This is a genomic window from Pseudomonas sp. OA65 (assembly GCF_017498305.1).
Classification (GTDB): domain Bacteria; phylum Pseudomonadota; class Gammaproteobacteria; order Pseudomonadales; family Pseudomonadaceae; genus Aquipseudomonas; species Aquipseudomonas zanjanensis.
On the sequence record NZ_JAGDEZ010000071.1, the window covers coordinates 1 to 14,769 of the forward strand.

Annotated in this window: 9 protein-coding genes; 4 read left to right on the forward strand and 5 right to left on the reverse strand. The window is 59.3% G+C overall.

Annotation, left to right across the window (positions count from 1 at the left end; genetic code table 11):
- Positions 1–153 precede the first annotated feature (153 nt).
- Positions 154–1,494 (reverse strand): diaminobutyrate--2-oxoglutarate transaminase family protein, encoded by a 1,341-nt coding sequence (locus J3361_RS28675; protein ID WP_207967364.1) that lies wholly within the window; start codon positions 1,492–1,494, stop codon positions 154–156.
- 294 nt (positions 1,495–1,788) lie between these two features.
- Here J3361_RS28675 and J3361_RS28680 point away from each other — a divergent pair, with 294 nt between their 5' ends.
- The 3 genes from J3361_RS28680 to J3361_RS28690 are packed head-to-tail and all read left to right on the forward strand — an operon-like array spanning position 1,789 to position 7,390.
- Positions 1,789–3,219 (forward strand): efflux transporter outer membrane subunit, encoded by a 1,431-nt coding sequence (locus J3361_RS28680; RefSeq protein ID WP_207967365.1) that lies wholly within the window; start codon positions 1,789–1,791, stop codon positions 3,217–3,219.
- A gap of 47 nt (positions 3,220–3,266) precedes the next feature.
- On the forward strand, positions 3,267–4,319 hold the full coding sequence (locus tag J3361_RS28685; protein WP_347709648.1) for an efflux RND transporter periplasmic adaptor subunit: 1,053 nt from the start codon (positions 3,267–3,269) through the stop codon (positions 4,317–4,319).
- Positions 4,316–7,390 carry an efflux RND transporter permease subunit gene (locus J3361_RS28690; protein WP_207967366.1) on the forward strand — a complete coding sequence of 1,025 codons (3,075 nt, stop codon included), beginning with the start codon at positions 4,316–4,318 and terminating at the stop codon, positions 7,388–7,390. Before J3361_RS28685 ends, J3361_RS28690 begins: the two co-directional genes overlap by 4 nt.
- A gap of 68 nt (positions 7,391–7,458) precedes the next feature.
- Here the strand turns inward: J3361_RS28690 and J3361_RS28695 are convergent, their stop codons facing one another.
- Together J3361_RS28695 and J3361_RS28700 are read right to left on the reverse strand one after the other, a co-directional pair.
- Entirely contained in the window at positions 7,459–8,325 is an 867-nt protein-coding gene (locus J3361_RS28695; protein WP_207967367.1) for a helix-turn-helix transcriptional regulator, read from the reverse strand.
- Between the two features lie 29 nt (positions 8,326–8,354).
- Entirely contained in the window at positions 8,355–9,128 is a 774-nt protein-coding gene (locus tag J3361_RS28700; protein WP_207967368.1) for an acyl-homoserine-lactone synthase, read from the reverse strand.
- 626 nt (positions 9,129–9,754) lie between these two features.
- On the opposite strand from J3361_RS28700, the gene J3361_RS28705 reads away from it, so the two are divergent.
- Positions 9,755–10,354 carry a LysE family transporter gene (locus tag J3361_RS28705; protein WP_207967369.1) on the forward strand — a complete coding sequence of 200 codons (600 nt, stop codon included), beginning with the start codon at positions 9,755–9,757 and terminating at the stop codon, positions 10,352–10,354.
- 36 nt (positions 10,355–10,390) lie between these two features.
- Here J3361_RS28705 and J3361_RS28710 read toward each other — a convergent pair whose 3' ends face one another.
- Positions 10,391–11,119: a LuxR family transcriptional regulator gene (locus tag J3361_RS28710; protein ID WP_207967370.1), complete on the reverse strand. Its 729-nt coding sequence runs from the start codon at positions 11,117–11,119 to the stop codon at positions 10,391–10,393.
- Between the two features lie 388 nt (positions 11,120–11,507).
- Positions 11,508–14,165, reverse strand: coding sequence for an excinuclease ABC subunit UvrA (locus J3361_RS28715; RefSeq protein ID WP_207967371.1), 2,658 nt, complete (start codon positions 14,163–14,165; stop codon positions 11,508–11,510).
- Positions 14,166–14,769: the final 604 nt, after the last annotated feature.

Below are 14,769 nucleotides of genomic sequence, written 5' to 3' on the forward strand. Positions count from 1 at the left end.
ACCTGTGGCGAGGGAGCTTGCTCCCGCTGGGCTGCGAAGCGGCCCTAAACCCTGGCAGCTCGGTCCGTCTGGTTGATGGAGCCAACTGTGTAGGGGCCGCTTCGCGACCCAGCGGGAGCAAGCTCCCTCGCCACAGGAATTGTGCCTGGCGCCTTATACCGCGACGCGTGCTACATGGGAGCGTGTTTCGCCAACCTTCCTCACCGCCTGTTCGAAGCGGTCCAGCACCATGCCGACCTCGGTCTCGGTGATGGTCAGGGGCGGCAGGAACCGGAGCACTGCGCCATGGCGCCCGCCGGTTTCCATCATCAAGCCATTGTCGAAGCAGTTGAGCTTGATGGCGTGTGCACGTGCGCCGTCAGCCTGGCCGGCGCGCTGATTGTCTGCCGGCTGGGTGATTTCCACGCCGATCATCAACCCGCGCCCACGGATGTCGCCGATGAACGGACAACGCCGAGCGATGTCCTGCAGGCCGCTCTCCAGGCGCTCGCCCATTCGCGCGGCATGGGCGACGAGATGGTCTCTGCGGATTTGCTGCATGGTGGCGGCGCCGGCAACCATCGCCACCTGATTGCCGCGAAAAGTCCCCGCATGCATGCCTGGCCCCCAGGTATCCAGATGTTCGGCATACACGATCACCGCCAAGGGGTAGCCACCGCCGATGGCTTTGGACAGCACCAGGATGTCGGGGACGATGCCGGCGTGCTCGATGGCGAAGGTGCTGCCGGTGCGCCCCAGGCCGGTCTGGACTTCGTCGACGATCAGCAAGATGTTCTGCTCGAAGGTGATTTCCCGCAGGGCCCGCAGCCAGTTGGCCGAGGCCGGGATGCAACCGCCTTCGCCTTGCACCACCTCGACGATGACCGCCGCCGGCTTGGCGACGCCGCCTTCGGGGTCTGAGAGGACGGTGCGGATGTAGTCGATGGACAGTTGATCGGTGTGCTCGCCATTCGTGCCGAACGGGCATCGAAACCGATAGGGAAAGGGCAGGAAGTGCGTGCCTTGGGCGATCAATCCATCGCCGGATTTGGGTGACAGCTTGCCCATCGCCGACAATGCGCCGGCCGTCATTCCATGATAGCCGCCGTGGAACGCCATCAAGGGCGAGCGCTTGGTGTAGTGGCGGGCCAACTTGATGGCGGCCTCGACCGCATCCGAACCGCTGGGTCCGCAGAAGAGAATCTTGCTGGTGTCACGCATTTGCGCCGGCAGCATCGAGAACAGTTCCTGCACGAACGCATGCTTGGCCGGCGTGGCCAAGTCCAATGCCTGCTGCAGATGATCGCTGTCGAGGAAGCGCATCACCGCGTCCCGGACTTCGGGCGGGTTGTGCCCCAGGGCCAGTGTCCCGGCGTTCGACAGGCAATCGAGAAATTCCTGGCCGCTGGCGTCCTTGATACGCATGCCTTTGCCGCTGACGAACAGTCGCTGGAAAGTCTGCGCATAGGTGCGTGCGTTCGACTCGATGTTTTCGAGGTAAGTGAGTGCTTCCATATTCGATCATCCATTGGCTATGGAAAGTGAACCGAGCGGGGGCGGTTGCTGCTCGACAGCAAGTGCAGCCATTACTTGGCAAGTCGAGCTCATTTCAACAGGCCCCCGCCGTTATCGCGAGTTTTCCTGCCGGCAGCTGTCCCCAATTTCCACGCCAGACATCGGAACGGGCGCGGGGTTAAATACCTGCCACACGAACCTCACCAAGCCATCATCAATTATCTGCCACCTCCCTGAGTTACGCCGGAGCCGGGTGCCTTGCTGTCTTCACCTTTGACGCCCTTTGAGAACCCTATGCCTGCCATCAATCCCCCAGGAAGAATATTGTGGGTGACACTGTGTGCGGTGGCCTTGAGTGGTTGCGTATTGGGCCCTGACTATCGGGTGCCAGACGTTCCGATTGCCGCCCAGTGGCAGGCACCGCTGCCACATGGTGCGTCCGTGGCCGGGTTGACTGACTGGTGGCAGCAATTCGATGACCCGGCGTTGGCCGAACTGTTGCGTCTGGCCGAAGCCGATAGCCCGTCCATGGACCAGGCGTGGGCCAATATTTCCCTGGCCCGTGCGACCGCCGACAGTGACGCCGCCGATGCCTTGCCCAAGTTCGATGGCAGGTTGTCCGGTGGTCGAGGCGGGCAGCAGACCGGTTCTGAACGCCTGGGGGGCTCAGGTTCCTCGGCCACGATGGATGCCGCTTGGGAACTCGATCTGTTCGGCAAGTTGCGCCGCAACAATGAAGCGGCCAGCTCCCGCGTCGAAGCACGGGTAGATGACTGGCATGACGCGCGGGTTTCCCTGGCGGCCCAAGTCGGTGATTACTACGTGCAATACCGGGGCTGCCAGAAGTTGGCACTGGCCTACCGTGACCAGGCCCAGTCACAACAAGACACTGCACGCATGACGCGCCAGTCGTTCGGGGCGGGCTTCACGTCCTCCGCCGACGCAGCGCTGGCCGATGCCAGTGCCGCCAGCAGCGCCGCGACCCTGGTCCAACAGCAGAGCGAATGCCAGGTGCTGCTCAAGAGCCTGGTGGCGCTGACAGGCAGCGATGAACGTCGATTGCTGGAAGTGCTCGGCCACACCCCGGCGCAACTGCCGCAACCGGCAGCACTCAATGTGCAACAGATTCCGGCCGACTTGCTGCGCCAGCGCCCGGACGTCGCTTCCAGTGAACGCGAGCTGGCAGCGGCGAATGCCGAGATTGGTGTCGCCCAGGCTGATCGCCTGCCGAGCTTGAGTCTTTCCGGGACGATTTCCGTGGGCACCATGGTCGGCCAGCGCAACCGCTCCTGGTCATTGGGCCCGGTACTGTCGATTCCGCTGTTCGACGGTGGCAAGCGTCGCGCGGCGGCGCAGGGGGCCAAGGCCTCCTATGACGCAGCCCTCGCGGTCTACCGCCAGACCTTGCGCACTAGTGTGATGGAAGTGGAGCAGGCACTGGTGCGTCTCGATGCGGCTCGTCGCCGGGAGTCGGATGTGGAGCGTTCCACCGCCGGCTTTCGGGAGTCTTTCGAGGCCATCGACCGCAGTTGGCAGGCCGGCAACGTCAGCCTGCTGGACCGGGAAACCGCACGCCGCCAGGCGCTGACCGCCGAGATCGAATTGATCACCTTGCAGCAGAATCAAGTGCGCTACTGGATTGCCCTGTACAAAGCGCTGGGAGGCGGCTGGCAAGCCGACCAGCCGCTGGCGCGGAATCGCCCATTGAGCGGAGACGGCGCGTGAGGTCGAGATCGGGCAAGTACGCGTTGGCAATCGTTGTGTGCGCGCTCGTGGTGGCGTTGATCTATTTTCGCCGGGGCACTGAGCCGGCCGAGGCCGCGCCCCGGGTCAGCAGCTTGAGCGTGGAAGTCGTCCAGGCGCAACGCCAGGTCTGGCCGCAATTGTTGTTTGCCACTGGCGCGCTCGCACCCTGGCAGGAAGCGGTGATCAATGCCGAGACCAGTAACCTGCGCATCGCCAGTATCGAGGCCGATGTAGGCAGCCGGGTAAAGAAGGGGCAGTTGCTGGCCACGCTCGCCAGCGAAACGGTGGTTGCCGAAGAAAACAAACAGAAGGCGCTCCTCGCCCAGGCTGAAGCCAACCTGGAACAGGCCCGTTCCAATGATCGTCGGGCCCGGGTGGTCGGACAGGGCGGGGCGCTGTCGGAACAACAACGCGAAGACTATCGAATCAAGGTCGCGCTCGCCGAGGCCGATCTCGCCAGTGCCCGAGCCGAACTGCAGAGCACGCGGATCCGGCTCGGACAGACACGCATCGTCGCCGTCGACGATGGCGTCATTTCGGCGCGCACGGCGCTGCTCGGCAAGGTGCTGTCCGCCGGCGACGAGCTGTTTCGCATGGTGCGCGACGGCCGCATCGAATGGCAGGCCGAGCTGGATGCCCGTCAACTGGCCCAAGTGCAGCCTGGCCAGGTCGCCCGTATGACGTTACCCGATGGCCAGAGCCTGGAAGGGCGGGTGCGGTTGGTATCGCCCACGTTGAATACCAAGACCAGCCGGGGATTGATCTATGTCTCCCTGCCAATCGACAGCGCCGCCCAGGCCGGCATGTATGCCAGTGGCCAGATCGAACTGGCGCCGCGGGAGGCCGTCACGGTGCCGGACACGGCCGTTATCCTGCGGGACGGGCGCTCCTATGTGTTCACGCTCAATGACGACATGCATGTGGTCCAGCGGCCAGTGGTGGTCGGTCGGCGCATGCATCAGGCCGTGGAGATCCTCAGCGGTCTCGATGAACCTGCGCGCATCGTGCGTGCCGGCGGTGCGTTCCTCAACGATGGCGCGAGCGTGACCCTCGTTCAATCCCAGGTCGCCCAGCCATGAACATTTCAGCCTTGTCGATCCGCCATCCGGTCCCGGCCGTCATGCTGTTCATCTTGCTGACGCTCTTTGGCTTGGCGGGTTTTGAAAGGCTCGCCATCCAGGACTTTCCGGACATGGTCCTGCCGGTGGTGGTGATCAGCGCCTCGCTGGAAGGTGCGGCCCCGGAGCAATTGGAAACGGAAGTGGCGCGCAAGATCGAGGACAAGCTGACGTCCCTGCGCCTGCTCAAGCACGTGACCACGACCATCACCGATGGTGCGGTCAATATCAACGTCAGTTTTGATATCGACAAGGATGGCAACGAGGCGCTCAACGAAGTGCGCAACGCGGTTGACAGTGCCATGGCGCAACTGCCGGCGAGCTTGGATACACCGTCGGTTTCCCGGCTGACCACCAGCGCCTCGGCGTTGCTGACCTATGTCATCGACTCCGACAACCTGGATGAAGAAGCCTTGTCCTGGTTCGTCGACAATGAGTTGAGCAAACAGCTGCTGGCGGTGCCCGGGGTGGCCATGATCGCGCGCACGGGCGGCGTCGATCGGGAAATCCAGGTCGACCTCGATCCTGCGCTGATGGCGGGCCTGGGCATCCGCGTCACGGACGTCGCCAACCAGTTGCGGGCCATGCAGAAGGACAACTCCGGCGGCCAGGGCAACCTGGGCAGCGGTCAACAAGCCATGCGCACCTTGGGCGCCATTGATGATCCGGCGGCCCTCGGCGCTATCGATATTCCCAGTGGCGATGGGCGCTTGCTTGCCCTGGGACAGTTGGCCGACATTCGTGACACCCACGCCGAACGTAGCACGCGGGCGTTTCGCGATGGCCGGCCGGTGATCGGTTTCCAGGTCACGCGTTCTCTGGGTTTCTCCGATGTCGGCGTCGCCAATGACGTGCGACAGGCCATGGCCACGTTCCAGGCACAGCATCCCAATGTGCAGATCGTTGAGGTCAGCGACACGGTCAAGGCCGTGCTCGCCAACTATCACGACTCGATGAATTTGCTGTACGAAGGCATGCTTTTAGCGGTGCTGGTGGTCTGGTGGTTCCTGCGGGACTGGCGCGCCACGCTCATCGTCGCCACGGCGTTGCCGCTGTCGATCATCCCCACTTTCGGCGTGATGTACCTGGCCGGGTTCACCCTCAACGCCGTTTCATTGTTGGCCCTGGCGTTGGTCATCGGGGTACTGGTGGACGATGCCATCGTCGAGATCGAGAACATCGCGCGGCACCTGCGCATGGGCAAGACCCCGCGCCAGGCCGCCACTGAGGCCGCGGATGAAATCGGCCTGGCGGTGCTCGCCACGACGGTCACCCTGGTCGCGGTGTTCCTGCCCACGGCGTTCATGGGGGGGATCGCCGGAAAGCTGTTCCGCCAGTTTGGTGTGACAGCGTCGGTGGCGCTGCTGTTCTCACTGCTGGTGGCGCGACTGCTGACGCCGATGATGGCGGCATACTTCCTCAAGGCAAGGAACGAAGCCGACCATGACAGCGCTTTGATGACCCGTTACCTGGGCTGGATTCAGACCAGCCTGACTCGGCGCAAGACTACGATGGGCCTGGCCGGCCTGTGCTTCGTCGGGGCTCTGGCATTGGTCCCGCTGCTGCCCACTAGCTTCTTGCCAGCGCAGGACACCGGCCGCAGCAAAATCACCTTGGAGTTGCCGCCAGGAACGACGCTGGATCACACCAGCGCAATGGCCTTGCAGGCCAGCGAGCGGCTGCGTGAGCTCCCTGACGTCATGCATGTGTTCAGCTCGGTGGGGACCGCCAGCAGTTCCGGCTCGGGGCCTGCCGATATCACCGGCGCTGGCGATGCGGTCCTGACCGTGGAGCTTGCACCGCGGGATGCACGGGATCGCAAGCAAGTGGAGGTGGAAGCGCAGATGCGCCAGGTGTTGCGCACGCTCCCGGGCGTGCGCTTCAACGTTGGCGGCGATGGCAGCGGAGAGAAGCTCGATATCGTCCTTGCCAGCGATGACGGCGATCTGCTGGAGCGCACGGCAAGCGCCCTTGAGCCCCAGTTACGTGAGCTGCGCGGGATCGGCAACGTCTCGTCCAGCAGCGCCTTGCAACGACCGGAGATCCAGATGCGGCCGGATTTTGCCCGGGCGGCGGAATTGGGCATCACCAGTCAGGACATCGCCGATACGTTGCGCATGGCGACTTATGGCGAATACTCCTCGCAACTGGGCAAGATCAATTTGTCCCAGCGCCAGGTGGACGTGCGGGTGCGCATGGATTCGCTGCTGCGCGACGACTTGCAGGCGATCAGCCAATTGCGAGTGACCGGTCGAGACGGCCAGGTCGCCTTGGCTTCATTGGGTGACATCGGCATGGGCAGTGGGCCGGCGCAAATCAGCCGGCTGGACCGCCTGCGCAATGTCACCCTATCTGTCGAACTCAATGGTCGCAATCTGGGAGAGGTCATGGCCGAGGCCCGCCAACTGCCGGTGATGCGCAACTTGCCAGCCGAAGTGAAACGGGTGGAGCAGGGCGAGCTGCAGTTGATGACGGAACTGTTCGCCAGCTTCAGCCTGGCCATGGCCATTGGCGTGTTTTGTATCTATTCGGTCCTGGTGTTGCTGTTCCACGACTTCTTGCAACCGGCCACGATTCTTTCGGCACTGCCGCTTTCGCTGGGTGGCGCGTTATTGGCCTTGCTGATCTGTAATTTCAGTTTTTCCCTGCCCTCGGTCATCGGCTTGTTGATGCTGATGGGCATCGTGACCAAAAACTCCATTCTGTTGGTGGAGTACGCCATCGTGGCTCGTCGCGATTACGGTCTGGGTCGATACGATGCGTTGGTGGATGCTTGCCACAAACGTGCCCGCCCGATCCTGATGACAACCGTTGCGATGGGTGCCGGGATGTTGCCGACCGCAATGGGAATGGGTGAAGACCCGAGTTTCAGACAGCCGATGGCGGTGGTGGTCATGGGGGGCTTGCTGACATCGACGCTGTTGAGCCTGCTGGTGGTGCCGGTGATTTTCACTTACGTGGACGATGGGCTGGAATGGTTGAAGCGTCGCACTCGATCGCCAATGGAGAGAGGTGCGGTGGAGGAGGTATGAGGGGGAAACGATATTCCCCCAACAAGTACTCGACTCGGTCGGTGAGCGAGCAACTGTTGGGGGGAGGTTTATACGGCTTGTTGAATCGGGGTATTACCATTCCATTCCATGTGCGCCGGTGTGGCATCCATCGAATGCATCCAGCGGATCAGCGAACGACGGCCGCCAATTCCCATCTTGATGGCGGCGCGCTTCAGATAACTTTCAACGGTATTGACTTTCAGATTCAGTTGCTCGGCAAGTTCGGGGGCGGTGCGTCCGGCCAGCAGTCCCACGCACACTTCCGTTTCACGAGACGACAAACTCAATCCCGATAGAAGCAGTCGATCAGCGAAGCGTTGACGCAGTGCTTCCATACCGCCATTTTCCGATGCGTCCAATGCCAGAAATGGATCCTGCCGGGTGGACTCCGGTGGTACAAGAGCCGCCACGTGCTCCTCGACCATGGGCAATAAAAGACAGGAAAAGTCTTTCAGTAACGCATGTTCTTGTGCGGTAAATCCTTTTGAAAGAGGTGATCGGTAGATGGACAGTACATAACGACGGCCATTCTTCCGAGTACTCAGGTGTAACTGGGTTGTTGTGCTGTGGGTAGGCACTTTTTCCGTGCGTTCGTATTTAAGCAGGCATCGGGAAAAGTTGGGTATTTTTTGTGCCGTTGCCTCTTCAAAGAGAATGTCGTCGGCCAGGAAAAATGACTTGGCGCTATGGGTGTCCATGAGGTCACCGACACAAGCGCTGTCCAAGCCGACGCAGCCTATGCTGGAAGTGCTGGGTTCTGACATATTACTGGTGCCGATCCGTTGCTCGGTAATATGTGTGGCGTCCACGGGGATTTCCGTAAGTATCAAGTCATGCAACATGCGCGGGAAATGGCGGCTACCTGTACTGGCAATGACTTTACCAACGTGCGGGAATAATCGTTGTAGGTTCATCCTTTCTCCAAAATCATCCAATTATTTGATTAAAGCTGCAGCTCAGTGTGCATGGGTATCTTTGCCGGAATGTTTCGGTCGGGGAGTAGCTGGGTAGAGTCCAGGGATCTATGGAGTTTATCTGACGAGCGGTGTGTCATGCGGGAGTGGGTAAGTACAGTTGCTCGGTGGATGGCGTTTTTGCTGAGGACCTCCTCATAAGTTTTCAAAGTGCATGGCAATGTGCCGTAAATGATCGGTTCGCCCTTCGAGCCTAATGCGCTGTTGATTCTTTCAATTGGCCAACCAGAACGTTTCAGGATTTTTTCCATTAGGGTGTCAACGACAATTTCATAAGTATGAATTTTTTGTTGTTGGGCAAACTTAATCATTGACAGGAAAAGTGCCGCTGTGCGAATGTCTACATTAGCTTGAGTGGTTTTTCTCGTGGAAAAATTATTAGGTGAAAGTGCAAATCTCGTGGCTTCCCAACAGTGAGTCAAACGTGCTCTGGTTTTTTCGGCGGGTAGGATAAAGCTCAGGGAACCACTCATCAGTGTGGGTTTGCTGGAGGGGCGTAGTCGAACACAGCCGGTGACGCGGTCGTTTTCATGGGCGTAGAGATAGAGTGCGTCGGGGTCGTCGTATTCATCCCACTCATAATCGCTGCCTTGATAACTTTCAATGTCCCACTTCTTTCGATCGATGAAGGCAAGTTTTCGAATGGACAATATTTGTTCGAGGGTTTCGAGGGGGATGTTTGAGTAGCTTACGATACGGGTGGATACGCCGGAAAATCCATAGGTGCACGAGGAGTAATTCATGGGTGCGACTTCTTGGCTGCAGGTGGAGCTACTGTTAACTTTGCACTAAGGTATTTCAACTGTCCTAAAGTACAGTCTTTGATTAATAGAGTGTGTAGCCTAATTAGGGGTGGTGTGCTGGCGCGGTAGCTTATAAGTATGGGTGAACTCGTTAGTTGTGGATTTGTATTGCTGCGCATCCAAAAAAGTATAGGTCCGGCATGATGTCAAACTGGTGGTAATCGAAGGGTTTCACGTAAAGTGAAACAGATGTTTTTTATTGGTTTTTTTGACGATTTTAAAAATTCTGCTTGTAAGTCACTGATGTTGTGTTGTTCAAAAAATTGACGCATTAAGATAAACTCAGGCGTCTGTAAACTAAGGGTCATCTATTCGTGTGCTCGGTGGCTTCTTTTGTGGGTTGACTCATAGAAGGTGAGTTCGATAGTTATCGATTGGTGAGTAGAATCAAGTGGTGTGGCACATTGATGGTGGTCTAGTGTGATTGCTCTATTTAAGTTGGTTGTCTGACCTCGTATGACTGAAGTGCTGACTTCATTTGGCTGTGCCTGAAGTCAGTGGAAGGATGACGGATCGATCTGACCCTGAAAATTAGCCGTACCGGCTTCTGAATATGGATGGATGCTATGAATTATATTGCGCTTTCGTTGTTGACCGTGTTGTTGGTTCCGGGACCGACGAACTCATTGTTGTTGCAAGCTGGTATAAGTAGAGGGTTCAATTCGCTTTCGATGCGCTTCGTCGCAGCAGAATGGTTGGCATACGTTATTCAGATGACCCTGTGGGGAGTATTCATTGACTTACTGATGGCCGACCACTCGTGGGTGGTGATCGCTACCAAGATCTTCGCTGTGTGTTTTCTCTTTTATATTTCCTTGAAACTCTGGTTCTCAGTAAAAGACCATGCGCCTGGCGCAACGACGGGTATTACCGTCCCGGATTTATTCGTGGCAACGCTGACAAATCCCAAAGGGTTGTTTTTTGTTTCCTTCGTTGCGCCCGCGGGAACATTCCTGTCGCTGGATAGCTGGCTGTCATTCGTTCTGCTATTTTCAGCGATTATTTTTCCGGTAGGGCTAGTGTGGATCGCGGCGGGTGCTTTTTGTGGCCGGAAATTCCACGCGATTGTATCCGGACGATTTTTAAATCGAGCCATTTCTCTGGTGATTGGATTGTTTGCTTGCGGCATGCTTTTCAATATCGCATCCCAGGTGAATTTCGCCTGAATACGAGCTGATGTTGAAGTTGAGTGGCGACAAATGTCAGATGAGGTTCAACTGCGCCGCTTTGAACATGGCTTGCTTGACGTTGGTGCACTCCATTTTTTCAGTCATTTGCTTGGCATGAAATTTCACTGTTCGCTCAGTGATATTCATGATCAAACCAATTTCCTTATAGTTTTTTCCAAGCGCAAGCCAACGCAAGAATTCAATTTCCCTGGGCGATAGCTTGAGCGCGCTTTCTACACCGATCTCCACCGGGCGGTGCTGGTTGGCGATAATGCTGAGCGTCTGGATAATGACCATGTTCTCCCTGACGATGGTTGGGAAGTCAGGATCATTCTCTTCCGAGGATAAATGAATAGAGCCGAACGATCTGCCCGGCTCATGAACCGGAACGGTGAACCCTTGCTTGATGCCGTAGGACGCGGACTGATCAAATATTTCCGGGTTGTTGTCCAGTTCTTGTGGGATCTCATCCCAGAAAAAAGGCATGGCGGTAATGGCTGTGTTGGCCATGACCGGATCTGATTTGTGCAGTGAATTCTTGCGGTAGGTGTCCACCCATTCGGCGGGATAATTGCTGTGGATGGAGACTTTGGAGTTATCGAAGGGCGCGGCCTCCAGATGAACATAAGCAAACTTTTCAAAGCCTAGTTTCAAGAATATCCAGCCGAGTATCTCGGTGTACTCGTCGTGGCTTTTTCCTGGGATGTTATTCTCCACCTCTTGAATTAAATTGAACAGCTGGCTTGGAATAGGCTTGAGCATAGTGGGCGCGCTCGAAAAATATTAATGTGAATACCTTTACGCAGTCAGGTACGTCACCTTGATATTCGCCAAGCGGAGTAGAGGAGTTTTATAACCCCAGCACCGATATCCACATGTTTTTTTGTGGCCGCTATCGGAGCTGCGAAGGAAGTTGGAATATCGGGAGGGGGCGTCCAACTCTTCGGGGTTCGCTTCAGAGCACGATAATCATCCCTGAGCCCGCGGTGTAATGTTTGTTCTCTGAACTGGGGTGATATCATTTTGCGTCCTTGCCAGTGCAACCTCAGCCCTTTGCCCCTGGGGTTGTAGTTAATTACGACGACTGAAACGATTAACTGGGGACAGTATAGACAGCTTTTCCGCAACAGCGAGAAACATCGGAAAACCTTTATTTTTCACGCTGCAAAGCCCTTTTCAGGAACCCTGCCGTTCGACTCTCCCGGGACTTCGCCACAGTCTGCGGAGCCCCGCAAGCGACCACCTTTCCGCCCTGGGTGCCAGCCCCCGGGCCAATGTCGATGACCCAGTCACTCTGCGCCACTACCCGCATGTCATGCTCCACCACAACCACCGTATGGCCTTCGTCCACCAAGCGGTTCAACTGCACCAGCAAGCGATCCACGTCCTGGGGATGCAGCCCGTTGGTAGGCTCGTCCAATACATATAACGTCGTGCCCCGGGCCTTGCGCTGCAGTTCCGTCGCCAGCTTGATCCGCTGGGCTTCGCCGCCGGACAGCTCCGTGGCCGGTTGGCCCAGGCGCAGGTAACCCAGTCCGATATCTTGCAGCACTTGCAACGAGCGCCTGGCCGCCGCTTGCTCGGCAAACACCTCGAGCGCCTGGTTCACGGTCAGTTGCAGGACCTGGGATATGTCCAGGCCCTGCCAGCGAACCTCGAGGGTCTGCGGGTTGTAGCGCGCACCGTGGCAAGTGGGGCAGGGGGCGTACACGCTGGGCATGAACAACAATTCGACGCTGACGAAACCTTCACCTTCGCAAGTCTCGCAGCGACCCTTGGCGACGTTGAAGGAAAACCGCCCGGCGTCGAATCCCAACGCCTGCGCCTGTGGCGTGGCGGCGAAGAGTTTGCGCACATGATCGAACAGCCCGGTATAGGTGGCGAGGTTGGAACGCGGGGTGCGGCCGATGGGTTTCTGATCTACCTGGACCAGCCGCTTGACCGCATCGAGCCCGGCGGTAACGCGTCCGACGCTGGTTTGCACGGGTTCGTCCTCCAGGCTTTGTTCGTCGGGCTCGGCGTTGGGGCTGGCCTGGCCCAGGTGGGCGCCCACCAGATCCAGCAGGGCCTGGCTGACCAGGCTCGATTTACCTGAGCCGGAGATGCCGGTCACGGCGGTGAAGCAGCCCAAGGGGAAGGCCGCGCTCAGGTTGTCGAGGTTGTTGCGGGTGATGCCTTCCAGGCGCAGCCAATCCTTGGGTGCGCGCAGGCTGCGTGTCGTGGCGTGTTCTTCGCCAAACAGGTAGGCGCGGGTGCGTGATTCGGTTATTTGGCCAAGGCCGGCCGGTGGGCCGCTGTAGAGAATTTTGCCACCTTGTTCGCCAGCGTCCGGGCCGACGTCGATGAGCCAGTCGGCGCGGCGCATGGTATCGAGGTCGTGTTCGACCACAAACACCGAATTGCCTGCTGCCTTGAGGCGTTGCAGGGCGCCGAACAACGCTTCGCTGTCGGCCGGGTGCAGGCCGGCGGAGGGTTCGTCCAGCACGTAGATCACCCCGAACAACTGGGAATTGAGCTGGGTTGCCAGGCGCAGGCGTTGTAATTCGCCGGAGGAAAGCGTCGGCGTGCTGCGTTCCAGGGCGAGGTAGCCAAGGCCCAGGTCGATGAGGGTGGTGATCCGTTCCAGCAGCTCGGCGGCGATGCGCTGGGCGGCCAGGCGTTTTTCCAGGGAAAGGTTGGGGGTGTGGCGGGCGTCCGGTCCACCGGCGTGGGGGTTCTCGCCCCTGGCAGCGCGTTGCTCGCGGGCCTCCCGGGTTTGCCGGTGGCTGAGGACCTCTCCCGTTTCGTCGGCCTGTTCAAGGTAGTCGGGCGCCAAGACGCGCTTGAGTACCTCGGCCAGTTCGAGCAACGGCAAGTGCGACAGCTCGGCGATGTCCAGGCCGGCAAAGGTCACGGTTAGCGCCTGGCGTTTGAGGCGCTTGCCTTCGCACACGGGGCAGGGGCTGGCGCGCATGTATTGAGCCACGCGTTTGCGCATCTGCGCGCTTTGCGAATGCATGAAAGTGTGCAGCAGGTAGCGCCGGGCGCCGCTGAAGGTGCCTTGGTAGCTGGGTTCTAGCTTGCGCTTGAGTGCTTCGCGAGTCTGGGCCGGGGTCAGTCCGGCGTACACCGGAACGGTCGGGGTTTCTTCGGTGAAAAGAATCCAGTCCCGTTGCTTTTTCGGCAGGTCGCGCCAGGGGATGTCGACGTCATAGCCCAGGGTTACGAGGATGTCCCGCAGGTTCTGGCCTTGCCAGGCCATGGGCCAGGCGGCCACGGCGCGCTCGCGGATGGTCAGCGATGGGTCCGGCACCATGGAGGCTTCAGTCACTTCGTAGACTCGGCCCAGGCCGTGGCATTCCTGGCAGGCGCCCTGCGGGGTGTTGGGCGAGAAGTCCTCGGCGTAGAGCATCGGTTGGTTGGCCGGGTAGCTGCCGGCGCGGGAGTACAGCATTCGAATCAGGCTCGACAGGGTGGTGACGCTGCCCACCGATGAGCGTGCGCTGGGTGTGCCGCGCTGTTGCTGCAAGGCAACGGCCGGGGGCAGGCCTTCGATGCTGTCCACGTCAGGCACGCCCACCTGGTCGATCAGGCGCCGCGCATAGGGTGCGACGGACTCGAAGTAGCGACGCTGGGCTTCGGCGTAGAGCGTGGAGAAGGCCAGCGACGACTTGCCGGAGCCCGACACGCCGGTGAACACCACCAGGGCATCGCGGGGGATGTCCATGTCGACGTTCTTGAGGTTGTGTTCTCGAGCGCCGCGCACCCGGACGAAACCGGTGCCTTGCGGCAGGTTAGCGGTTGAAGCGGGGACGGAGCGTGGGGGCATCGGGCATTCCTTGTATACGTCGGTGCAGCGTTTCGGGGCGTTACGGCGATGGGAGAGTGGACTGGATCACAGAGCTGACATTTATGCGACCGGGTTCGACCATTCTCGTGCGATAAAAATTTACTCCGGACCAAAGAGATGAGAAAAGCTTCGCAGTTTTTCCCTGGATACGGACCTCCCCATGTCCCACGCAGGAGCGAGGGAACGATCGACAGCCCCTGACACACGGCTGAACGGCTGTTGTGGCGAGGGAGCTTGCTCCCGCTGGGCTGCGCAGCAGCCCCAAGGCCAGGCGCCACGGTGTGTCAGGTTGATGTGGGCAGCTTCATGGGGGGCGCTTCGCGCCCAGCGGGAGCAAGCTCCCTCGCCACAAAAACGGCCTTCATCTTGCTGGACGTCCGGGTGTGCTCACGGATGGAGAGTTTAGTTTTTGAAGTAGTGGAACCTCGGAGCGTCCCTGGCGACATTCCCACGCAGGAGCGAGGAAACGATCGACAGCCCCTGACACACAGTTGAACGGCTGTTGTGGCGAGGGAGCTTGCTCCCGCTGGGCTGCGCAGCGGCCCCAAGGCCAGGCGCCGCGGTGTGTCAGGCTGGTGTCGTC

What these genes read in the sequence shown, in the direction of transcription:
- J3361_RS28695 (WP_207967367.1), bottom strand. Translation starts at nt 8,325, where the DNA reads ATGAACCTACAACGATTATTCCCGCACGTTGGTAAAGTCATTGCCAGT.
- J3361_RS28700 (WP_207967368.1), bottom strand. Translation starts at nt 9,128, where the DNA reads ATGAATTACTCCTCGTGCACCTATGGATTTTCCGGCGTATCCACCCGT.
- J3361_RS28675 (WP_207967364.1), bottom strand. Translation starts at nt 1,494, where the DNA reads ATGGAAGCACTCACTTACCTCGAAAACATCGAGTCGAACGCACGCACC.
- J3361_RS28705 (WP_207967369.1), top strand. Translation starts at nt 9,755, where the DNA reads ATGAATTATATTGCGCTTTCGTTGTTGACCGTGTTGTTGGTTCCGGGA.
- J3361_RS28690 (WP_207967366.1), top strand. Translation starts at nt 4,316, where the DNA reads ATGAACATTTCAGCCTTGTCGATCCGCCATCCGGTCCCGGCCGTCATG.
- J3361_RS28715 (WP_207967371.1), bottom strand. Translation starts at nt 14,165, where the DNA reads ATGCCCCCACGCTCCGTCCCCGCTTCAACCGCTAACCTGCCGCAAGGC.
- J3361_RS28710 (WP_207967370.1), bottom strand. Translation starts at nt 11,119, where the DNA reads ATGCTCAAGCCTATTCCAAGCCAGCTGTTCAATTTAATTCAAGAGGTG.
- J3361_RS28680 (WP_207967365.1), top strand. Translation starts at nt 1,789, where the DNA reads ATGCCTGCCATCAATCCCCCAGGAAGAATATTGTGGGTGACACTGTGT.